The sequence below is a fragment of the Nonomuraea sp. NPDC050383 genome (assembly GCF_044459125.1).
In the GTDB taxonomy this organism is placed as follows: Bacteria; Actinomycetota; Actinomycetes; order Streptosporangiales; family Streptosporangiaceae; genus Nonomuraea.
In genome coordinates this window covers 559,952-581,987 of sequence record NZ_JBITIP010000003.1, presented here as the reverse complement: position 1 = coordinate 581,987, position 22,036 = coordinate 559,952, and the positions used below count along the sequence as shown (strand labels likewise).

Genomic DNA, 22,036 nt, shown 5'->3' with positions numbered 1-22,036 from the left:
GGGTGATTTGCTGAGTCCGTGAGGTGCCTGGCCGACCGTCGCTCTTCAGCGCACGGCTCCCGCGCGAGACCGGCCCCCAGGCCGCATGCTCGCGCGAGGAGGGCCGCGCGCTGCGGCGGCGGAGCCGCCGCATTGAACGACGGCAAGTGCCGGAAGTGATGGCAGTCCTCGGCCTGATTCGATGGCAGATCTACAACCTGATCCGCTCCGGCGAATTGGAGTCGGTGAAGGTCGGTCGTAGCCGGCGTGTGCCGGTCGCAGCTCTGGATGAGTTTGTTGCCCCGCTCAGGGAGGAGGCGGCGTGATGGCCAAGAAGTCCCGGCGGGCGAACGGCGAAGGGACGAAAGACGGGCGTTGGGAGGGGGTCGCGTTCGTCCTGGCCTCGGATGGCACGCACAAGAGGGTCCGCAAGTACCCTACTTGGACTGCTGGCTCGAACACGTCGCGCCGCTGCGGCTGCGGGACACCACGTACGCCAAGTACGAGACCATGGTTCGGCTCTACCTCAAGCCCAGTCTCGGCAAGCAACGGCTCGACCGGTTGCGCGTCGCCACCATCCAGACCTTCCTGAATCGGCAGATCAGCACGGGTCACTCGGTCGGCACGGTCTACGCCATGAAGGTCACGCTCAGCGCGGCTCTGACTCGGGCGATGCGTGAGGAACTGATCCCCAGCAACCCGGCTCGCCTGGTCACGCTTTCCTCTCCCAAGCCGTCAACGATCCGGCCTTGGACGGCGGATGAGGCGCGACTTTTCCTCAAGGCGGCCAAGCCCCTGCCGTACTACCTGCCGTTCGTCTTCCTCCTGGTGTACGGGCTCCGGCGCGGCGAAGTACTCGGGATCGGGTGGGAGGACGTGGCCTCGACGCGAACACGATCCGGGTTGAGTGGCAGATCCAGCGGATCAAGGGCAAGCTCGTCCGGGTGCGGTCAAGACTGACGCGGGCCGGCGCACCCTGCCCTTGGTTCTGTTCGTCCGAGATGGGGCTGATCGACACGCGGGGCTCCAAGCCGACGCCAAGCGTAAGGCGGGGGAGACGTGGCAGGACTCGGGGCTCGTCTTCGCATCCCGCTCGGGCGGACCTGTCGAACCGACCGACCTGGGCCGCGCCTTCGATCTCGTGATCAAGGAGAACAGCCTACGACGGATCAGGTTGCACGACCTTCAGCACACCACGGGCCCGATGCTCAAGGACCTGAAGGTCTTTCCCCGAGACGCTAAGGAGATCTTGGGTCACGCACGCATCTCGGTCACGATGGAGATCTACACGCACGGTGATCAGGACGCCCACAGGGAAGCCATCGGTAGGATCTCGGGGAAGCTCTTCGGGGGACGCGGCGAGTAGCGTTGCCGTCCCTACTGTCGTCAAAGGCCCGTCCGAGAGATCGGAACGGGCCTTCTAGCTGGGTGGGGCTACCAGGACTTGAACCTGGGACCTCTTCCTTATCAGGACTATCCGGACCGTGGCCAGATGTGTCTAACGGCGTCCCCACCAGTGGCGGAAGGACGTGGGCATGAGCGGTTGTTAGGAGCTGTTGCAGTACTGGTTGCAGTACCGCCTCGAACATCAACCACAGTCTCCGATGGGCCGGGGCTGAGGAACGAAGCTCCGGCCCGGCGATCGCCCCCAGCCATCTGCGGAGACACACCACCGCATGGCGATCGTGAGGGGTGCGCTGCTCCCGCCTGAATGACACGTGCTGCGACGCTGCTTGGGATGAAGCATCAACCGGTGTACGGCTCGGCCCTCTCAAGGAGCACAGGCGGAAGGCCGAGCCGCACCTCTCAACATCTTCGAGCCAGAGGCAGCTAAGACATCATCACGTGGAGCGCGACAGCGGCAGCCAAGCCCGCGCCGATCCCCGCCGCCGGGCTTCCAGCCACGAAGCCGACCGCGATCGAGATCGCGATGATCACCACCCACCGCACCTGAATACGTGGGGGCTCCTTCTCCGAACCTGAAGAGGTCGTGCCGCTTTCGTCAGACCTACCTAGTACCGTCATCGATACGTCCTTTCGGTGACTGACCGTTGTGGCCTGACTGGATGTGCGAGTGGCTCTCTGGGGCAACAGAGGGCCACTCATCCAGTCATCTGGGGCCGCGCATTGACTGCACAACGATATGGCCGACGCCCGACAAAAAGCCGGGCAACGAGCTGCTTAGTGCACGTCGAGGCCGGAAAAGTGGTTTGCACGGGTTGCCGTAGGTGGGTCTTCAACTGCGGTCGAGCCTTCTGATCTCGCGGGCTCCACAGGCATATGGAGGCTGAGCGTAAACGCCTCGGCTTTGGCCTCGATCTCGTAGACGAGTCATGGGAGGCCCCGCACTACGAAGCTCGCAAACTGCGGTGGACCCAATGCCAGCGGCCCGAGCACGGCCGCGCGCGAGAACGGCCCCCAGGCCGCACGCGCAGCGTGCGGCCGAGCGCAGGGCCGCGCGGCGGCGCGGAGCGCCGCCTTGACCGTCTGACGGTCGCCGAGGTTCAGACCTTCCTCAACGCCAAGATCAACAGCGAAGATCACGCGATCGGGACAGTTCATGTCATGCGGAACGTGCTGAGCGCGGCTCTGACTCGTGCCATGCGAGAAGAGATCATCTCCCGCAACGTCGCGCGGCTGGCGACTCTTCCGGCAATCGACTCGAAGCGCAATCAGCCGTGGACGGCCGACGAGGCACGGGCGTTCCTTCGGGCAGCGCGGCCCGATCCGCTGTACCCCGCCTTCGTGCTGCTCTTGCTCTACGGCCTGCGGCGGGGAGAGGCACTGGGGCTGCGGTGGGTCGATGTGGATTTCGAGGAAGGGCATGTCAGTATTCGGCGGCAACTCGTCCGAGTGGGAGCGGAGCTCCATCACGGGCCGGTGAAGACCAGGGCCGGCAATCGATCGCTGCCGCTGCTCGGCATCGTCCGCGAGGCGTTGGAGATCCAGCGGGGCGGACAGAAGATCCTCAAGGACGAGGCGGGGGAGAGCTGGGTGGACACGGGACTCGTGTTCACGACCAAGTCCGGCCGGCCCATTGAGCCGCGAAACCTGGCCCGGTCCTTCGCCCGGATCGTGCAGAAGAACGAGCTACGGCCGATCCGTGTTCGCGATCTCCGGCACACCGCCGCATCGCTGCTCAAGAAGCTGGGTGTCTCACCGCGTGACGCGATGGAGATCCTTGGCCACAGCCGCATCTCGGTCACGATGGAGATCTACACCCACGGCGACGGCGAGAGCCGGGAGAACGCGCTCAAAAGGGTCAACGAGCTCTTCGAGTAAGTCCGTTGCAGTACCGGTTGCAGTAAAACGGCCCCGGAGCTTGATCGCTTCGGGGCTTTCTGCTGGTGGGGCTACCAGGACTTGAACCTGGGACCTCTTCCTTATCAGGGAAGCGCTCTAACCGACTGAGCTATAGCCCCGCGCACACCGCACCGTATCGCATCGGCCTTACCGACGCGAACCGGTTGCTCGAACGAGGAAAAGCTTACCGTGTCCGCGCCCGTGCTCGCGCCGCACCCGTTGACCCGGGGCGGCGCGAGCGGCGCGGCCTACTCGGCCTCGCTGAAGGTCACCTCGACGCCGCCCACCAGGTCGGAGGCGACGTTGTAGATGACGGACCCCAGCGTGGCGAGGGCGGTGATGAGCACGACGTTGACCGCTCCGATCAGGGCGGTGTAGCCCAGGATGCGGACCGGCTCGAACCATGAGGCGATGTCGATGGGCAGCGCCGTCTGGCCCTGCTCACCCTGGCCGAGCTGGTTGACCAGGTCGACGATCGAGTCGAAGACGCCCAGCGCGGACAGCACGCCGTACAGCACGGCGACCGCCACGAACAGCACCACGAAGCAGACGAGCGAGACCACGAAGCTGAACTTCATGGCCGACCACGGCTCGATGCGGCGCAGCACCAGGTGGGCCTTGCGGGGGAGGCGGGCTCCCGACGAGGAGGACTTCTTCTTCGACGACGACAGCTCCAGCTGCGGCGGCGCCTCCGACGTCAGTGACGGCCGGATGCCCGACGACGCCCCCCTGCCGTCCTGCTGGTCCGCGGGCGTGGGCTTGGGGCCGGTCGGTGCCGGCTTGGCCCCCGCGGGCGGGGCCGAGGAGGACGGCGGCGCGGTCGGCATCGGGTGCACGGCCGTCGCGTTGTCCTCCTCAGGCTTGTCGAAGGTCTCGGATTCGGCGGACTTCTTCGGCTTCTGCCCGTTGTCCCGAGCCGCCTTCGTCCTCGCGCTGGGGCTACCACCCTGGGCGCTCATGACTTACTCTCCTCCCCCGTCTTCCTCGATGTCCACCGCAGCCTCCATAGACTCGGCGTTGCGGGCGAGGGCAACCACACTGTCGCCTTCGGCGAGGTTCATCAAACGCACTCCCATGGTCTGGCGGCCGGACTGCTTGATCTCGCCGGCACTCGTCCGGATCACCCCACCGGCGGACGTGATCGCGAAGACCTCGTCCTCTGGGTTGACCATGACGGCTCCGACCAGCTTGCCACGGGAGCTTACGATTTTCGCAGTCAGCACACCTCTACCGCCACGACCTTGAACCGGATACTGCTCAACTGGGGTCCGCTTGGCGTACCCAGCTTTGGTCGCGATAAGCACGTGCTGGCCGTCGGCCATGCGATTCATGGCGAGCAACTCGTCGCCATCGAGGAACCGCATGCCGATGACGCCGCTGGTCGCGCGGCCCATCGGGCGCAGCGCGTCGTCGGAGGCGGTGAAGCGGATCGCCTGCGCGCCCTTGGAGACGAGCAGCAGGTCGTCCTCCTCGGACACCAGCCGGGCGCCGATGACCTCGTCGTCCTCACGCAGGTTGATGGCGATGAGGCCGCCGGACCTGGGGGAGTCGTACTCGGACAGGCGGGTCTTCTTGACCAGGCCGCTGCGGGTGGCGAGCACGAGGTACGGGGCGACGTCGTAGTCACGCAGGTCGAGGACCTCCATGACGGTCTCGTCGGGCTGCATGGCCAGCAGGTTGGCCAGGTGCATGCCACGCGCGTCACGTCCGGAGTCGGGCAGTTCGTACGCCTTGACCCGGTAGACGCGGCCCTTGTTGGTGAAGAACAGCAGCCAGTGGTGGGTCGTGGTGACGAAGAAGTGGTCGACGATGTCGTCCTGCCGCAGCTGTGCCCCGCGCACGCCCTTGCCGCCGCGCTTCTGCGCGCGGTAGAGGTCGGTGCGGGTGCGCTTGGCGTAACCGCCGCGGGTGATGGTGACGACGATGTCCTCTTCGGCGATCAGGTCCTCGATGGACATGTCGCCGTCGTAGGCGGTGATCTCGGTACGCCGGTCCTCGCCGAAGCGGGCCACGACCTCGCTGAGCTCGTCGCCGACGATCTGCCGCTGCCGCGACTCGGAGCCCAGGATGTCCTGGTAGTCGGCGATCTGCGCCATGAGGTGGTCGAACTCGTCCTGGATCGCCTGGCGCTCCAGGGCGGCGAGCTTGCGCAGCTGCATGTCGAGGATGGCCTGCGCCTGGATCTCGTCGATGTCCAGCATGCCCATGAGGCCCTGCTGGGCGGCGGCGGCCGACTCGGACGCGCGGATCAGGGCGATCACGTCGTCGAGCCGCTCCAGGGCCTTGAGCAGCGCCCGCAGGATGTGGGCGCGCTCCTCGGCCTTGCGCAGCAGGAAGCGGGTACGCCGGACGACGACCTCGACCTGGTGCAGCACGTAGTACGAGATGAACTGGTCGAGCCGCAGCGTGCGCGGCACCCCGTCGACCAGGGCCAGCATGTTGGCGCCGAAGGTGTCCTGGAGCTGGGTGTGCTTGTACAGGTTGTTGAGCACGACCTTGGCGACGGCGTCGCGCTTGAGCACGATGACCAGACGCTGGCCGGCCCGCGACGACGACTCGTCGCGCACGTCGGCGATGCCGGTGACCTTGCCCTGCTTCACCAGCTCGGCGATCTTCAGGGCGAGGTTGTCCGGGTTGACCTGGTAGGGGAGCTCGGTGACGACGAGGGCGTGCCGGCCCTTGTTGTCCTCCTCGACCTCCACCACGGCCCGCATGGTGATCGAGCCACGGCCGGTGCGGTAGGCGTCCTCGATGCCCCGGCGGCCGACGATCAGCGCGCTGGTCGGGAAGTCGGGGCCCTTGACGCGCGCCATGGCGGCTTCGAGCAGCTCCTCCTCGGACGCCTCCGGGTTCTCCAGCGCCCACTTGACGGCCTCGGCCACCTCGCGCAGGTTGTGCGGCGGGATGTTGGTGGCCATGCCGACCGCGATGCCGCCCGAGCCGTTGACCAGCAGGTTGGGGAAGCGCGCCGGCAGGACGACGGGCTCCTGGGAGCGGCCGTCGTAGTTGGGCTGGAAATCGACGGTTTCCTTGTCGATGTCGCGCAGCATCTCCATGGCGATGGGCGCGAGCTTGCACTCGGTGTAGCGCATCGCCGCGGGCGCGTCGTTGCCCGGGGAGCCGAAGTTGCCCTGGCCGTCGACCAGCGGGTGACGCAGCGACCAGGGCTGCGCCAGCCGCACGAGCGCGTCGTAGATCGAGGTGTCGCCGTGCGGGTGGTACGAACCCATGACGTCACCGACGACGCGCGAGCACTTGAAGTACCCGCGGTCGGGGCGGTAGCCGCCGTCGTACATCGCGTACAGCACTCGCCTGTGCACCGGCTTCAGGCCGTCACGCACATCGGGCAGCGCACGCGAGACGATGACCGACATCGCGTAGTCCATGTAGCTGCGCTGCATCTCGGTCTGGATGTCGACCGGCTCGATGCGATCGGGCGACGGTGGAGGCGGAGTGTTCACTTCCGTCACGTGTGAAGATCCTTTTCTGAGGTACGGCTGTCGCTACACGTCCAGGAAACGGACATCTCGCGCATTGCGGATGATGAACGCCCGGCGTGCTTCGACGTCCTCACCCATGAGCACGCTGAACATCTCGTCGGCCTGGGCTGCGTCGTCGAGGGTGGCCTGCAGCAGGATGCGGCTGTCGGGGTTCATGGTGGTCTCCCACAGCTGGTTGGCGTTCATCTCGCCGAGACCCTTGAACCGCTGGACGCCGTCGTGGGCGCGCGGGTCGCGCTTGCCGCGGGCGATGCCCTCCTGGATGATCGCGTCGCGCTCCCGGTCGGAGTAGGCGTAGGACGCGTCCTCACCCTTCCGGTCCCACTTGATCTTGTACAGCGGCGGCTGCGAGAGGTAGACGTGGCCGCCCTCGATCAGCGGCCGCATGAACCGGAACAGCAGCGTCAGCAGCAGCGTGGTGATGTGCTGGCCGTCGACGTCGGCGTCGGCCATCAGGATCAGCTTGCTGTAGCGCAGCTTGCTGATGTCGAACTCGTCGTGGACGCCGGTGCCCAGCGCGGTGATCAGCGACTGGACCTCGACGTTCTGCAGGACCTTGTCGACCCTGGCCTTCTCGACGTTGAGGATCTTGCCACGGATCGGCAGGATCGCCTGGAAGCGGGAGTCCCGGCCGCCCTTGGCGGAGCCGCCCGCGGAGTTGCCCTCGACGATGAACAGCTCGCACTTGTCGGGGTCGTTCCACTGGCAGTCGGCGAGCTTGCCGGGCAGGCCGCTGCCCGACTCCAGCAGCGACTTGCGCCGGGTCAGGTCGCGCGCCTGGCGGGCCGCGAGGCGCGCCCTGGCGGCCTGCAGCGACTTGTTGATGATGTCCTTGGCCTCGCCGGGGTTGCGCTCGAACCACGCGCGCAGATGGTCGTTGCAGGCCTTCTGCACGAACGACTTGGCCTCGGTGTTGCCCAGCTTGGTCTTGGTCTGGCCCTCGAACTGCGGGTCGGCCAGCTTGATCGACACGATCGCGGTCAGGCCCTCACGGACGTCCTCACCGGAGAGGTTGTCGTCCTTGCCCTCCTTGAGGTACTTCTGCTCGCGCGCGTAGCGGTTGACGATGGACGTCAGCGCCGCGCGGAAGCCCTCCTCGTGGGTGCCGCCCTCGGCCGTGTTGATGACGTTGGCGAAGGAGTAGACCGACTCCGAGTAGGAGTTGTTCCACTGCATGGCGATCTCGACCGAGATGCCGTCGCCCTGCTCCTCGAAGTCGATGACCGACGCGTGCGCCGGCTCCTTCTTGGAGTTGAGGTGGGTGACGAAGTCGGACAGGCCGCCGTCGTAGCGGTACTCGACCTTGACGGACTCGCCGTTGACGTGGTCGGGCCGCTCGTCGGCCAGCGTGATCGTCAGGCCCTTGTTGAGGAACGCCATCTCCTGGAACCGGCGCGAGAGCATCTCGAAGTTCCACGTGGTGGTCTCGAAGATCTCGGGGTCGGCCCAGAAAGTGACCTCGGTGCCGGTCTCGTCGGTCTCCTCGTCGATGGACAGAGGCGCGACGGGCTTGGCGTTGACGAGATTCAGGCGGTGAACGCGCCCGTTCTGCTTGACCACGACGTTCATGGCTGTGGACAGCGCGTTGACCACGGCGGAACCCACGCCGTGCAGACCACCCGAAACGGCGTACGACTTGCCGTCGAACTTGCCGCCCGCGTGGAGCGTGGTGAGCACCACCTCGACCGCGGATCGCTTCTCCACAGGGTGGATGCCCGTGGGGATGCCACGCCCGTTGTCGACCACCCGGACGCCGTTGTCGGCCAGCAGTGTGACGTCGATGCGGTCCGCGTGACCGGCGAGTGCCTCGTCCACCGCGTTGTCCACGATCTCCTGGACAAGGTGGTGCAGACCGCGCTCACCGGTCGATCCGATATACATACCCGGGCGCTTGCGAACCGCCTCAAGCCCTTCGAGTACGGTGATTGAGCTAGCGTCGTAGGACAAGTCCCAAATCCTCCTGCCGCGGACACGCGGCAGGGAGGCGCTCTCTTGCCCAGCTGCCCCTGCCGTGCCCGTCACCGTCGTGAGTGCCCCGTTGCGCTGGTCACCCGGGGGAGTCGACGTCGCATGGCGCGCCGGGGGTGACACGCAAGCGGACGTGTCCGGAATCCGCTTTCATTCTACCGGGTCCGAGCGCCCAAGGTGGCATTGAACGCCCCTGTATTGCCCTGTCGCTCGTTGACCCCCCGCGCAAGCCTTCCCCCCCATGGGTGCGGGGTCATCGCTCCTGCGGGCTTCTGATCGGTTTTCCGCGCCTGTCCGCTCTCCGTTCCCGATCGCGTACGGCTGGTCGCGGGCCGGTCCTCCGCCCTCGCCCGCTCAGCCGTACGTGTCGCCCGGGCCGCGGCTCCCCGTGACCCGCAGGCCGCCCTGACGCGGCCCGTGCTGCGGTCCCTTGACCTTGACCCTCGTCACCGTGCCCTCGCCCAGCTCCTCGTTGAGCCGTCGCAGCAGCGTGCGCGCGAGCAGCCGCACCTGGGTGGCCCACGCCGTGGAGTCGGCCGCGATCAGCACCTCGCCGTCCTCGAACCCCTCCGGCTTGGTGTGGGCGGCCAGGTCGGGACCGACGATGTCGGCCCAGCGCCCGAACACGCCGCCGACGGCCGCCGGCCGCTCCCAGCCGCGCTCGGCCAGCAGGTCCCGGATGGCGCGGCCGAAGAGCTGGGGATCGCCGCCCTCCCGGCGGGGGCCGGCCGCCCTGCGCCGCGGCTCACGGCGGGGGAGCTGGCCGCGCTTGGCCGCGTCGGCCTTGGCCTGGGCCAGCTTCTCCCTCGCCATGGCGGCGCCCCGGGCGGTGGGGTTGTCGTCAACGGACACGGGTCACGCTCCCCTCTGCGACGTCGAAACGGGCGCCGGCCAGCTCGGGCGGCACGTCGTCGGGCACGGCCGCGGTGATCAGCACCTGCTCGGCGGGCGCGACGATCTCGGCCAGGCGGCGTCTGCGCTGGCCGTCGAGCTCGGCGAAGACGTCGTCGAGGATCAGGACCGGGTCGCCTCCGTCGGCGCGCAGCAGATCGTACGCGGCCAGGCGCAGCGCCAGCGCGAACGACCACGACTCGCCGTGGCTGGCGTAGCCGCGGGCGGGCAGGTCGCCGAGGCCGAGGACGAGGTCGTCGCGGTGCGGGCCGACGAGCGTGACGCCGCGCTCCAGCTCGGCCGGGCGGACCTCCAGCAGCCGCTCCCGCATCCGCTCCTCAAGGGTTTTCCCCAAGTCTGTGGATAACGTCTGCGCATCGGAAGATCCCCGCTCACCGGCGACTTCGTCCTCCGCGCCGTCCCCGCCTGTGGACAACGTGCTGCGGTAGTCGAGGGTCGCGGGGGCGCTCGTGGGGGCGAGCGCGGCGTACGCTCCGGCGACCAGCGGGCGCAGCGACTCGACCAGATCGAGGCGGGCCTGGAGGAGCTCCGCGCCGTGCCGCGCCAGATGGGCGTCCCAGACGTCCAGGGTGGCCGTCACGTCGCCGGCGCCCGCCGCCGCGAACCCGGAGTCGCCCTCGGCCTTACGGGGGCTCCTGGAGCCTCTGCGGGCCTGCGCGGCCGTGCGCAGCAGCGCGCCCCGCTGCTTGAGCACCCGCTCGTAGTCGGCCCGCACCCCGGCGAACCGGGGCGCCCGCGCCACCAGCAGGTCGTCGAGGAAGCGCCGGCGCTCCGACGGGTCGCCCTTGGCCAGCGCCAGGTCCTCCGGGGCGAACAGCACCGTCCGCAGCAGCCCGATGACGTCGCGCGGCCGCGCGGGCGAGCGGTTGAGCCGGGCGCGGTTGGCCCGGCCCGGGTTGATCTCCAGCTCCACCAGCGCCCGCCGGTCGTCCCTGTGGACGGCGCACCGCACGATCGCCCGGCTCGCCCCCTGCCGCACCAGGGGCGCGTCGGTGGCCACCCGGTGACTGGAGTGCGTCGCGACGTAGCCGAGGGCCTCGACCAGGTTGGTCTTGCCCTGGCCGTTGGGTCCGACGAACGCCGTGACGCCCGGCTCCAGGCCGAGCTCCACGGAGGCGTAGGACCGGAAGTCGGTCAGCGACAGGTGGGCGACGTGCACCCCACGAAGGTTAGTGGGCCACGCCGGTCACGTGGGCAACCGGCTTGCCCACCTGTGGAAAACCTGGGGGACGAGCCTGACGCGGAAGGCCCTACTGCGCCTCGCGCGGCGGGGTGACGTCGGCGCCGGGCGCGTCCGCGCCCTTCTCGGTGGAGCCCTCGGCCGCGGTCACCGCGTGGCCGCCGAACTGGTTGCGCAGCGCCGCGACGACCTTCATCGCGGGGGAGTCGTCCTGCCGCGAGGCGAACCGCGCGTACAGCGCCGCGGTGATCACGGGCAGGGGCACCGCGTGGTCGACGGCGGCCTGGACCGTCCAGCGGCCCTCACCCGAGTCCTGGGCGTAGCCGCGGAGCTGGTCGAGGCGCTCGTCGTCGTCGAGGGCGCGTACGAGCAGGTCCAGCAGCCACGACCGGATGACCGTGCCGGTGCGCCAGCTGCTGAACGAGCCGCGCACGTCCTTGACGACGTCGGACGCCTCCAGCAGCTCCCAGCCCTCGGCGAAGGCCTGCATCATGCCGTACTCGATGCCGTTGTGGACCATCTTCGCGAAGTGGCCCGCGCCGACGTCGCCCGCGTGGACGAAGCCGTCCTCGCCCTCCGGCTTCAACGTCTCGAACACGGGCATCAGGTGGCCGACTGCGGCCTTGTCGCCGCCGCACATGAGCGCGTAGCCGTTCTCCAGGCCCCAGACGCCGCCGCTGACGCCGCAGTCGACGAAGCCGATGCCCTTCTCGGCCAGCTCCGCCGCGTGCTTCTGGTCGTCGACGTAGTGGGAGTTGCCGCCGTCGACGACGATGTCGCCCTCGCTGAGCAGGCGCCCGAGCTCGTCGATCGTCTGCTGGGTGGGCTTGCCCGCCGGGACCATCACCCAGACCGCGCGCGGCGCCTCCAGCCGTTCGACCAGCTCCTTCAGGCTGCCCACATCGCTGACCTCGCGGTTGTGGTCGTATCCGACGACGTCATGGCCACCGCGCCGGAGGCGCTCGGCCATGTTGCCGCCCATCTTGCCGAGCCCGATCATGCCGATCTGCATTTGCTCTACCCCCTTGTCAGGCTTCCATCATCCCTGATGTCAGCTTCAGCCTGACAGGCGGATCGGCATGATCAGGTAACGGTAGTCGGGAGCGCCGTCGCCGTCCACCGGCTTGCCCCCGGTGAGGATGGCGGGCTTGGTGGACGTGGTCATCTGCAGCCGGGCCACGTCGGAGTCGATCGCACCCAGCCCTTCCAGCAGGAACTGATGGTTGAAGGCGATGTTCATCTCCTCGCCCTCGTAGTCCACGGGCAGCACCTCGACGGCCTGCGCCTCGTCGCCGCTGCCGGCCTCCAGCACGACCTCGCCGCTCCTGAACGCGAGACGCACGGGGGTGTTGCGCTCGGCGACCAGGGCCACGCGCTTGACCGCCTCGACGAACGGGCCTGTGGACAGGTCGGCGCGCGCGGAGAACTCCGTGGGCAGCAGCGAGCGGTACTTGGGGAACTCGGGGTCGAGCAGGCGCGTGGTGGTGCGCCGGCCGCCGCTGGAGAAGCCGATCATGCCCTCGCCGGCGCCGCCGGCCGAGCTGAGCGCGATCTCCACCTCGGCGCCGGACGAGCCGAGGGCCTTGGCCGTGTCGGCGAGGGTCTTGCCGGGGATCATCGCGACGGCCGAGATGTCGGGCTGGCCGGGCTGCCACTTCAGCTCGCGCACGGCCAGGCGGTAGCGGTCGGTCGCGGCGAGGGTGACCAGGTCGCCCTCGATCTCCATGCGGACGCCGGTGAGCATCGGCAGCGTGTCGTCACGGCCGGCGGCGACGGCGACCTGCGCGACGGCGGAGGCGAACACGTCGCTGCCCACCCGCCCGGCGGCCGGCGGCATGGCCGGGAGCGTCGGGTAGTCCTCCACAGGCATGGTGAGGAGTGTGAATCGCGCGCTGCCGCACGTGACGACCGCCTTGGCGCCGTCCACCACGAAGTCCACAGGCTGTGCGGGAAGGGAGCGGGTGATCTCGGCGAGGAGCTTGCCGGAGACGAGGACGACTCCCGGCTCGCCGGTCTGGAGCTCGAGCGTCACCTGGGCGGAGACCTCGTAGTCGAAGCCGGAGAGTTTGAGCCGCTGCTCGTCGGTCACCTCCATGCGCATGCCGGCGAGCACGGGTACCGACGGGCGGGCGGGAAGGCTGCGCGCCGTCCATGCCACCGCCTCAGCGAGGACGTCTCGCTCGATTCGGAACATCACCGTGATCAGCCTCCTGGGTGCCTCGTTGAGATTTCAAAGTGTCTCGCCTCCCGCACCTCCGGTCCGGGAGAACCCTTCTATGGGTCTTGAGTTCTTTCTAGATGAGATAAGTGGTCATCACACTAGGGGGTGTGGATACTGTGGACAACCGGCGTTTCCGCTGCTCAGGCCGCCTGTTTTCATCCACCGCCCCTGTGGGTGACGCCTGGGGACAACTTCGCCGCCTGGGGATGACGAAAAGTTGTGCACACGCTGTCCCCAGACCAGGGGGTGTTCATCCACCGGTCATCCACAAGGTTTCCACCGGTTATCCACGGGGTAAACCGCCTGTTCGCGCGGCCTCAGATGACTGTGCACAGGGCGTCCACAGGACATCCACAGGTTGTCCCCAAGTTATCCGCAGGATGTCCCCAGCTTTATCCCCAGCCCTTGTGGGCGAAATTTCCGGGCATTGTGGGGCGGCTGACGGCCGTCCGTGCGCGTTTCCCCTGGTCCACAGTGTTATCCACAGGCTGTGCATAACTGCTCAGGACCCGCTGGTGGTCTGTTTGATGCGCATTGTCAGCTCATTGACCTGGTTGTACATCGACCTGCGCTCCGCGATGAGGGACCGGATCTTGCGCTCCGCGTGCATCACCGTCGTGTGGTCGCGGCCGCCGAACTGCTGGCCGATCTTCGGCAGCGACAGCTCCGTCAGCTCGCGGGCGAGGTACATCGCGATCTGACGGGCGTTCACCAGCGCCCGGCTGCGCGAGCTGCCGCACAGGTCGTCGATGCTGATGCCGAAGTACTCGGCGGTCTTGGCCATGATGGTCGCGATCGTTATCTCCGGGCCCGACTCGGAGGTGATCAGATCCTTCAGCACCACCTCGGCGAGCTGCAGGTCGACGCCCTGCCGGTTGAGGCTGGCGAACGCGGTCACCCTGATCAGGGCGCCCTCGAGCTCGCGGATGTTGGTGGAGATGCGGCTCGCGATGTACTCCAGCACCTCGGGCGGCGCGGCCAGGCCCTCCTGGATCGCCTTCTTCCTGAGGATGGCGATGCGGGTCTCCAACTCGGGCGGCTGGACGTCGGTGATCAGGCCCCACTCGAACCGGTTGCGAAGCCGGTCCTCCAGCGTGATGAGCTGCTTGGGCGCCCGGTCGCTGGAGATGACGATCTGCTTGTTGGCGTTGTGCAGCGTGTTGAAGGTGTGGAAGAACTCCTCCTGCGTCTGCTCCTTGCCCTCCAGGAACTGGATGTCGTCCACGAGCAGGATGTCGATCGCGCGGTAGCGCCCGCGGAAGCCGTCGGCCTTGTGGTCGCGGATGCTGTTGATGAAGTCGTTGGTGAACTCCTCCGAGCTCACGTACCTCACCCGCGCGCCGTCGTACAGGCTCTGCGCGTAATGACCGATGGCGTGCAGGAGATGCGTCTTGCCGAGCCCCGAGTCGCCATAGATGAAGAGCGGGTTGTACGCCTTCGCGGGCGATTCGGCCACGGCCACGGCCGCGGCGTGTGCGAACCGGTTGCTGGCCCCGATGACGAATGTCTCAAATGTGTACTTCTGGTTGAGTCTGGCCGGTTCGCTCGGTTTTGTGCTCTTCGCCTCCCACCGGTTCGGCGGCGGCTCCGGCGCTTTCTCCACAGGCGGTGTGTACGGCTGGGCCTGTTCAAAAGTGAAGCCAGGCTGTGGATATTCGGTGGATGACTGAGCCGGCTCCGCCTGTGGAGAATAGAACTGCGGGGGCTCCGAAACGGCGTAATGCTGGGACGACGGGGGCTGTGGGAAACGCAGCTGCTGATCCACACCCTGGGGATAACCATTGCCCACAGGCTGTTGATGAGTCTCTTGGGAAGGCTGCTCGGGGGCCGTCGTGTCGATCATCACGGCCAGCCGCACGGCCTTGCCGAGCTCCTGCGACAGCGCCGTCGTCACCGGCTGGCGCAGCTTGCCCTCGATGAGGTCCTTGAGGAAGTCGTTGGGGACGCCCAGCACGATCGTGTCGCCGGCCGCGGCGATCGGGCGGACCATGGACAGCCACGTGCGCTGCTGGACGGGGACGTTCTCGTTGATGAAGTTGCCCAGAGCCCTGGACCAGACCGTGGCGAGCTCGGCAGCGTTCATGGCGCCACTCCCCTCCTTCCTTTCCGCGGCCCCCCGCGATTGTTATCCACACCCGGGCGCCGTCCGCGTGACGGTCGACCCCGTCCGTCCACAGCCCGGGAACCGCGCGCGATACCCAGGATCTCCACAGGTGATCCACAGGATGTCCACAGCCTCACATGGCCCTGGAGTGGCCGACAGTAGCTATGTGCACAGGCTGTGTACAAGACGTTGTCCACAGCCTAGTGGCACCTGGGTGCACATACTGTGGACGCGGCCGGGGCGGTGGAAAACCTGCCTGTGGACAGGTGGATAACCTCGCGGTGGCGTCCGCCGGTTTGACCTAGGACGCGTCTGGCCCGTAACGTACGACGGTCGGCTTGCCACGCGACGGCTATTTCGCGTGCCCTCGCTCCCACGGCAGGCCAGCCATGTGTTTCAAGCGCCCCTGGGCGCACCATCAAGCCTGGAGCCCACCCGTGAGCAAGCGTACTTTCCAGCCGAACAACCGTCGTCGCGCGAAGACCCACGGCTTCCGGCTGCGGATGCGCACCCGGGCCGGCCGCGCCATCCTCGCCGCCCGTCGTCGCAAGGGCCGCGAGAAGCTGTCGGCCTGATCGCCCCGCGCCTGATAGTCCGCCCGCCGGTGATGTCCGCCGGCGGGCAATAGGCGTATACGGTCCTTTCACGTGCTGTCCCGAGAATCCCGCATGCGGCGCGGGGAGGAGTTCCAGGAGGCGATCAAGCGCGGCAGACGCGCCGGTCGCCCCACTTTGGTGGTGCATCTCGTTGTTTCAGGGGATGAGACACCTCGGGTGGGTTTCGTGGTGAGCCGAGCCGTCGGTGGCGCCGTCATCCGCAACAAGGTCAAGCGTCGGCTTCGACACCTGATGCGGGACCGTCTCGCACGGCTGCCGAGAGGTAGCCTGCTTGTGGTACGCGCCAATCCACCGGCCGCGTCAGCGCGATCCGAGCACCTAGCCGCCGAGCTTGACCTCGCACTGGATCGACTCCTGAGGCGGCGTGAGTCCTCGATGGATGGACAAAGATGACGGAGCAGCCGCAGGGGATGCCGAGCCTCGCCGCTCGGGCACTGATCCTCCCCATTCGGTTCTACCGGGCTTTCATCGGCCCGATGCTCGGTCCGCACTGCCGTTTCCATCCTTCGTGCAGCGCATACGGACTCGAGGCGATCGCCGTACACGGTGCATTGCGCGGCACCTGGCTGACTGTCCGGCGCATCGGGCGGTGCCATCCATTTCATCCCGGAGGTATAGACCCGGTGCCCCCACGCCCGGTTCGGTCCCACGAAATGCAAGGGAGATAGCTCGGTGGAGCTGTCCTGGCTGAGCTGGCTCTATGAAGCCGTAGCCCACGTCATCATCTGGATCCATACGGGATACAGCACAGTCCTCAACCCGGACGGCGGGCTGACCTGGGCGCTGACCATCATCACGCTGACCGTGTGCATGAGGATCCTGATCTTCCCCCTGTTCCTCAAGCAGATGCGCTCGTCACGGAAGATGCAGGAGCTGGCTCCCAAGGTCGCGGAGCTGCGTAAGCGGTACAAGAACGACAAGCAGCGCATGAACCAGGAGGTCATGGCGCTGTACCAAGGGCAGGGCGCCAACCCTCTCGGCGGCTGCCTGCCTGTCGTCGCGCAGTTCCCGATCTTCATCTCCATGTTCACCGTGCTGCGGGCGATGGCCGACGGCCGGCCCGTCTACGGCATGACGCAGGAGCTCGTCGACAGCGCCCGGTCCGCGCACATCTTCGGCGCGCCGCTGCCCGCCAGCTTCTTCATGTCCGAGGCGCAGATCCAGGGCTTCGACGCGACGGTCATCCAGACCAAGATCGTGCTGGGGATCTTCGTGGCGATCAGCTCGCTGACCACGTTCCTCACCGTCCGGCAGAGCGTCGGCCGCTCCATGGCCCAGATGCCGGACAACCCCATGGCGCAGCAGCAGAAGATCCTCATGTACATCTCGCCGCTGTTCGCCTTCTTCAGCCTGAACTTCCCGCTCGGCCTGATCCTTTACTGGGTCACCACCAACCTGTGGACGCTCGGCCAGCAGCACTGGTTCTACAGCCGGCACCCCATGCCGCAGTACGACGCCAAGGGCAACGTCATCCCCGTCCAGCCCAAGCAGGGGCTCATCTCCAAGATCCGTGGCACCACTCCCGAAGAACAGGCGCCCCCCGCTCCGCCCGAGCCTAAGATCGTCAGACAGCAGCCCACCCGCCAGCCCCGCAGCAAGCGAACCGGCAGCAAGAAGTCGTGAACACGAAGGAGAGGGCGGTCATGACTGAGGCCGAGCAGGAGAAGGCTCCTGATCTCAACGCGCTCGAGCAGGAGGGCGAGATCGCGGCCGACTACATCGAGGGCCTTCTCGACATCGCCGACATCGACGGCGACATCGACATGGACGTCGAGGGCGACCGTGCCCTCGTCTCCGTCGTCGGGCTCAAGGGCAACGAACTCGTCGGACCTGAGGGCGAGGTGCTGGAGGCGCTCCAGGAGCTCACCCGCCTGGCCGTGCACCGGCAGACCGGGGAGCGGTCGCGCCTCATGCTCGACGTCGCCGGCTACCGCGAGCGCCGCCGCGCCGAGCTGACCAAGCTGGGCAGCGAGGTCGCCCACCAGGTCCGGGAGAAGGGCGAGCCCAAGTCGCTGAGCCCCATGACCCCGTTCGAGCGCAAGATCGTCCACGACGCTGTGGCCGCCGCCGGGCTCCGCAGCGAGTCCGAGGGCGAGGAGCCTCAGCGGTACGTGGTGGTCTTCCCCGCCTGACTCCCGGCCCCGTGCACCAGTCCGGCCGCCAGCCCCGCCACGCGCGGGCTGGCGGCCGTTCGCATGTCTCCCTCTTTTCGCCCGTCTTGGGAGGTACGCGACCCCGTACGGAAGCGCGGGGCGCCCGGCGGGGTGGTTCGGTCGTCTCCCAGTGACGTCTCGTACGAGCCGCACTCAAGAAGGTGGCTAGCCTTGACTCGACACCGCCCGCGGACCGCCGCAGAGGTCATCCGTCACCACCCCGAGAAAGGGCCACCTACCAGTGAGCGATGAGCTACCCGCTCCGCCCGGCATCGCACGGGACGTCTTCACCGGCGAGGCATGGGACCGGGCGAACACGTTCGCCGAGCTCCTGGCCGGGCCGGGCGTCGTGCGCGGCCTGCTGGGCCCGCGCGAGGTGCCGCGCATCTGGGACCGTCACCTGCTCAACTGCGCCGTCGTCGCCGAGGCCGTGCCCGAGGACGTCAGCCTGGTCGACATCGGCTCCGGCGCCGGGCTGCCCGGACTGGTGCTGGCGATCGTCCGGCAGGACGTTCAGGTCTCCCTCCTGGAGCCGTTGCTGCGCCGCACCGTCTTCCTGGAGGAGTGCGTCGAGGCGCTGAAGCTGAGCAACGTCGAGGTGGTGCGCGGCCGGGCGGAGGAGCTGGCGGGCAAACGGGTGTTCGACGTGGCGAGCGCTCGCGCGGTCGCGCCGCTGGACCGGCTGCTGAAGTGGGCCATGCCGCTCCTGCGCGAAGGCGGCGAGCTGATCGCCATGAAGGGGGAGCGCGCCGCCGAGGAGCTCGCCGAGGCCGAGCCACAGCTCCGGGCCGTTGGAGCGAGGACGGCTGAGCTTGTCACAGTCGGGCGCGGTAAGGTCGAGCCGCCTGCGACACTGGTCCGGGTGGTAGCAGGTCGCTCGCCGGAGGTTGCCAGGCGGCGACGAAGGAGGTGACGGTGGTGCCAGTCGCGTCAAGCGGTCTTGGCTGGCCCGACGGTCCTCTGGCCGAAAGTCCCACGGGCGTGGGCTGGCCCGAATTGGGCGTGTCGCCGCAGCGAATTCCCGACACCGGCCCACCACGGGTTGAAAGGATGGCCATCGTGACCCAGACCCCACTGAACCCCGGCGATTCCCCTTTGGTACGAGAGGCGCTCAGCTCCGTGGTTTCACGTGAAACATCTGCGACTCAGGCGGCCAGCCAGGCCGAGGACGCTCCCGGCGGCAGTGAGAGTACGTGGCCCCGCCCGTCGAAGTGCAGAGTGATCGCGGTTGCCAACCAGAAGGGCGGCGTCGGCAAGACCACGACGTCCGTCAACATCGCGGCGGCGCTCTCCATGAACGGCCAGCGCGTCCTGGTCGTTGATCTTGACCCTCAGGGCAACGCCTCGACGGCGCTGGCCACCGAGCACCGCGGTGACGTCCCCGACGTGTACCAGGTCCTGGTGGACGACCTCCCGATGGCCGACATCGTGAAGCAGGTACCCGACATGCCGGGCCTGTACTGTGCGCCTGCCACGATCGACCTGGCCGGCGCGGAGATCGAGCTGGTCTCGCTGGTGGCCCGCGAGGCGCGCCTGCGCCGTGCGTTCAGCGCGTACACCGCCGAGCTGGACTACATCATCATCGACTGCCCGCCGTCGCTCGGCCTGCTGACGGTCAACGCGCTGGTGGCCGCGGACGAGGTCATGATTCCCATCCAGTGCGAGTACTACGCCCTGGAGGGCCTCGGCCAGCTCCTGCGCAACGTCGACCTGATCAAGGCGCACCTCAACCCGACGCTGCGGCTGTCGACGATCGTCCTCACCATGTACGACGGGCGCACGCGCCTGGCGTCGCAGGTGGCGGAGGAGGTCCGGGCGCACTTCGGCGAGACGGTCCTCAACACCGTGATCCCGCGCAGCGTCCGCCTGTCGGAGGCGCCCAGCTACGGGCAGTCGGTCATGACGTACGACCCGGGTTCGAGCGGCGCCATGGCGTACATGGACGCGGCCAGAGAGATCGCCCACCACGTCGTGGTGTAGCCCCTCGACCGAACCGGCGGGAGGCGCCGGTTACGGAGGAGAACTTCCCACCGGAACCCGAGCAACGCCGGCGGCGGCGCCTGTGGCACGCCCGCGCGCAGCGAGCGGGACTCGCCACGTGGACTTGGGAGAGCGGCTGTGGCGGAGTCGGCCGGGACGCTCGGCAGGTGACCACCACCGCTGCGGCTCGGCAGGTGACGCCGGTATGGGCTCGCCACGTGTCCGCCTTGTCATGCCCGGGGCCCGGCTCGCCAGGTGTAAATCAGGAACAACGGCGTGTGGCGAGGACACACCGGGCCGCGTCGGCACCGGTAACCTCTCCTGGAGTGACCGGATTCGGCCGGGTGGAGGAGACGCAGTGAGTCAGCAGCGGCGGGGACTGGGCAAGGGACTCGGGGCGCTCATCCCGACCGGTCCCATCGGTGACGGTACGGGGACGGAGTCGGCCCCCGCCAACGGCACGACCACCGAGAGCGGCCCTCTGCCGATCGCCGGGGCGTATTTCAGGGAGATCCCCCTCAAAGCCATCGTGCCGAACCCCCGGCAGCCACGTGACGTCTTCGACGAGGAGCGGCTGGAAGAGCTGGCGGCCTCCATCCGCGAGGTGGGTCTGCTGCAGCCGATCGTCGTCCGCTCGGTCGGCGGTGGCGAGTACGAGCTGATCATGGGGGAGCGGCGTTGGCGTGCCTCCAGGCTGGCGGGGCTCGACCCGGTGCCGGCGATCGTGCGCAACACCCAGGACGACGACCTCCTCCGCGACGCCCTCATCGAGAACCTCCAGCGCGAGCAGCTCAACCCCCTCGAAGAGGCCGCCGCCTACCAGCAGCTCCTGGACGACTTCAGGGCGACGCACGAGCAGCTCGCCCAGAAGGTCGGCCGCTCCCGCTCCCACATCACGAACACCCTGCGCCTGCTCAACCTCCCGCCCGAGGTGCAGCTCCGGGTGGCGGCCGGCACCATCAGCGCCGGGCACGCCCGCGCCCTGCTGGGTCTCGACAGTGCGGCGGAGCAGACCCGGCTGGCGGACCGGATCGTCGCCGAGCTGCTGTCGGTTCGGGCGGTCGAGGAGATCGTCGCGCTCGGCGGTGCGACGGCGGCCCCCAAGCCCACCCGCGAGCGCCGCCCCACCAACCGGCCCACCGCCCCCGGCCTCACCCACCTCGCCGACCGCCTCTCGGACCACTTCGAGACGAAGGTCAAGGTGGACCTGGGCCGACGCAAGGGGCGGATCGTGGTGGAGTTCGCCACGATCGACGACCTGGAGCGCATCATCGGCACCATGGCTCCTGAGGCCGCCCGCGCCATGCGGGAAGCCGACGCCTGACCCCTGTTTCACGTGAAACAACGCCGCCCTGAGCGCCGCCCTGTTTCACGTGAAACCACAGCGGCTGGACGCCGTCGCCCGTACCACCCATTCACCACAGCGGTCTGGCGCCGCCTGTACCACCTGTCACCCCAGCGGCCTGGCGTCGGCTGTTTCGCCTATCACTACCGCGGACTTACGCCGTCGCCTGTCTGAAGCCACACCATCTCGTCGCTCAGGCTGCCCCTGCCGGCTGGCTCCTGGTGCCCGCCGTCATCGTCCCCGCTTGGTCTCGTTGCCTGGCGCTCAAGCTTGTCGTCGGTTGCTCTCCTGGCCGGTCGCCGGTGGCCAGTCGCCCGTCCGCCCGGTCACCGGCCTCCCGGCCACCGGTCGCCGACGCCGGTCGCCGGTCCTGGGTCGCTGATCGCTGGGCAGCGAAGGCTCATCGCCTGTCAGGTCGTGACCGGAGACCCCGTGACCGCTGCTCTTCTGACGCTGCCGCCCCCACTGCGCGGCTCCCTGCCGGCAACGTGCCCTCCGGCTGCGCACCCCTCCTGCGCCTCCTCAGCGCCCGCGCCCGGCGGGCGCCCGCTCAGTGCACGCTCCCGCCCAGTGCACGCTCCCGCCCAGTGCACGCTCCCGCCCAGTGCACGCTACGCCCGCGCTCTCCATGTGCACCCTCATCGGCCGACCTCAGTGCGCGGCTCTCCACCGTGCGGCCTTGCTGCTTCGCTGCACCCAATCGCGCGGTCTGGCCTCCGGGGTGTCGGCGAAGCACCCTGCCGGGCGGTGTGAGCCTGTTCCCGGTGGCTCGGC

At 68.2% G+C, this 22,036-nt stretch carries 19 protein-coding genes, 1 tRNA gene and 1 pseudogene; 12 read left to right on the top strand and 9 right to left on the bottom strand.

Translation table 11 applies throughout. The features are described 5' to 3' along the window. The first annotated feature begins 146 nt into the window (after positions 1–146). The 4 genes from ACIBG4_RS11065 (at position 147) to ACIBG4_RS11050 (ending at position 3,261) form a co-directional block, all read left to right on the top strand. The gene (locus tag ACIBG4_RS11065) at positions 147–305 is read left to right on the top strand and encodes a helix-turn-helix domain-containing protein (RefSeq protein ID WP_397201645.1); all 159 of its coding nucleotides are present in this window, start codon (positions 147–149) and stop codon (positions 303–305) included. Positions 306–420: 115 nt separating this feature from the next. Next, entirely contained in the window at positions 421–939 is a 519-nt protein-coding gene (gene xerC, locus ACIBG4_RS11060) for a tyrosine recombinase XerC (protein WP_397201644.1), read from the top strand. A 22-nt stretch (positions 940–961) separates the two neighbouring features. After that, complete coding sequence (locus ACIBG4_RS11055; protein ID WP_397201643.1) at positions 962–1,345, top strand: tyrosine-type recombinase/integrase; 384 nt, start codon at positions 962–964, stop codon at positions 1,343–1,345. A gap of 914 nt (positions 1,346–2,259) precedes the next feature. Continuing rightward, positions 2,260–3,261 carry a tyrosine-type recombinase/integrase gene (locus ACIBG4_RS11050; RefSeq protein WP_397201642.1) on the top strand — a complete coding sequence of 334 codons (1,002 nt, stop codon included), beginning with the start codon at positions 2,260–2,262 and terminating at the stop codon, positions 3,259–3,261. A gap of 63 nt (positions 3,262–3,324) precedes the next feature. On the opposite strand, the gene ACIBG4_RS11045 is transcribed toward ACIBG4_RS11050, so the two are convergent. The 9 genes and pseudogenes from ACIBG4_RS11045 to dnaA all read right to left on the bottom strand — a co-directional run bounded on the left by ACIBG4_RS11045 (position 3,325) and on the right by dnaA (position 15,146). Beyond that, positions 3,325–3,401 (bottom strand) — tRNA-Ile (locus ACIBG4_RS11045). Between the two features lie 129 nt (positions 3,402–3,530). Then, positions 3,531–4,241 carry a DUF3566 domain-containing protein gene (locus ACIBG4_RS11040; RefSeq protein ID WP_397201641.1) on the bottom strand — a complete coding sequence of 237 codons (711 nt, stop codon included), beginning with the start codon at positions 4,239–4,241 and terminating at the stop codon, positions 3,531–3,533. 3 nt (positions 4,242–4,244) lie between these two features. Next, on the bottom strand, positions 4,245–6,752 hold the full coding sequence (gyrA, locus tag ACIBG4_RS11035) for a DNA gyrase subunit A (RefSeq protein WP_355441253.1): 2,508 nt from the start codon (positions 6,750–6,752) through the stop codon (positions 4,245–4,247). 33 nt (positions 6,753–6,785) lie between these two features. Then, positions 6,786–8,729: a DNA topoisomerase (ATP-hydrolyzing) subunit B gene (gyrB, locus tag ACIBG4_RS11030; RefSeq protein WP_355441256.1), complete on the bottom strand. Its 1,944-nt coding sequence runs from the start codon at positions 8,727–8,729 to the stop codon at positions 6,786–6,788. A gap of 375 nt (positions 8,730–9,104) precedes the next feature. Then, on the bottom strand, positions 9,105–9,602 hold the full coding sequence (locus ACIBG4_RS11025) for a DciA family protein (protein ID WP_355441259.1): 498 nt from the start codon (positions 9,600–9,602) through the stop codon (positions 9,105–9,107). After that, the gene (recF, locus tag ACIBG4_RS11020) at positions 9,592–10,821 is read right to left on the bottom strand and encodes a DNA replication/repair protein RecF (RefSeq protein ID WP_310707763.1); all 1,230 of its coding nucleotides are present in this window, start codon (positions 10,819–10,821) and stop codon (positions 9,592–9,594) included. The genes ACIBG4_RS11025 and recF overlap by 11 nt, the downstream gene beginning before the upstream one ends. Positions 10,822–10,912: 91 nt before the next feature. Beyond that, positions 10,913–11,857, bottom strand: a pseudogene (gene gnd, locus ACIBG4_RS11015) (phosphogluconate dehydrogenase (NAD(+)-dependent, decarboxylating)); the annotation flags it as partial. A gap of 42 nt (positions 11,858–11,899) precedes the next feature. Further along, complete coding sequence (gene dnaN, locus ACIBG4_RS11010; RefSeq protein WP_310707764.1) at positions 11,900–13,039, bottom strand: DNA polymerase III subunit beta; 1,140 nt, start codon at positions 13,037–13,039, stop codon at positions 11,900–11,902. Between the two features lie 526 nt (positions 13,040–13,565). Continuing rightward, a complete protein-coding gene (gene dnaA / locus ACIBG4_RS11005) occupies positions 13,566–15,146 on the bottom strand; it encodes a chromosomal replication initiator protein DnaA (protein ID WP_397201639.1) in 1,581 nt (526 codons plus the stop codon). A 458-nt stretch (positions 15,147–15,604) separates the two neighbouring features. On the opposite strand from dnaA, the gene rpmH reads away from it, so the two are divergent. The 8 genes from rpmH (at position 15,605) to ACIBG4_RS10965 (ending at position 21,241) form a co-directional block, all read left to right on the top strand. Continuing rightward, positions 15,605–15,742 carry a 50S ribosomal protein L34 gene (rpmH, locus tag ACIBG4_RS11000; protein ID WP_043614899.1) on the top strand — a complete coding sequence of 46 codons (138 nt, stop codon included), beginning with the start codon at positions 15,605–15,607 and terminating at the stop codon, positions 15,740–15,742. Between the two features lie 72 nt (positions 15,743–15,814). After that, entirely contained in the window at positions 15,815–16,177 is a 363-nt protein-coding gene (gene rnpA, locus ACIBG4_RS10995; protein ID WP_310707766.1) for a ribonuclease P protein component, read from the top strand. A gap of 17 nt (positions 16,178–16,194) precedes the next feature. Next, a complete protein-coding gene (gene yidD / locus ACIBG4_RS10990) occupies positions 16,195–16,452 on the top strand; it encodes a membrane protein insertion efficiency factor YidD (protein WP_310708156.1) in 258 nt (85 codons plus the stop codon). A gap of 4 nt (positions 16,453–16,456) precedes the next feature. Then, positions 16,457–17,407, top strand: a complete 951-nt coding sequence (yidC, locus tag ACIBG4_RS10985; RefSeq protein WP_310707767.1) for a membrane protein insertase YidC — start codon at positions 16,457–16,459, stop codon at positions 17,405–17,407. Positions 17,408–17,427: 20 nt separating this feature from the next. Beyond that, on the top strand, positions 17,428–17,916 hold the full coding sequence (locus ACIBG4_RS10980) for a R3H domain-containing nucleic acid-binding protein (RefSeq protein WP_310708157.1): 489 nt from the start codon (positions 17,428–17,430) through the stop codon (positions 17,914–17,916). Positions 17,917–18,178: 262 nt separating this feature from the next. Further along, positions 18,179–18,850, top strand: coding sequence for a 16S rRNA (guanine(527)-N(7))-methyltransferase RsmG (rsmG, locus tag ACIBG4_RS10975; protein ID WP_355441272.1), 672 nt, complete (start codon positions 18,179–18,181; stop codon positions 18,848–18,850). A 137-nt stretch (positions 18,851–18,987) separates the two neighbouring features. Continuing rightward, the gene (locus tag ACIBG4_RS10970; protein ID WP_397201638.1) at positions 18,988–19,917 is read left to right on the top strand and encodes a ParA family protein; all 930 of its coding nucleotides are present in this window, start codon (positions 18,988–18,990) and stop codon (positions 19,915–19,917) included. Between the two features lie 358 nt (positions 19,918–20,275). Next, positions 20,276–21,241 carry a ParB/RepB/Spo0J family partition protein gene (locus ACIBG4_RS10965; RefSeq protein WP_397201637.1) on the top strand — a complete coding sequence of 322 codons (966 nt, stop codon included), beginning with the start codon at positions 20,276–20,278 and terminating at the stop codon, positions 21,239–21,241. Positions 21,242–22,036 lie beyond the last annotated feature (795 nt).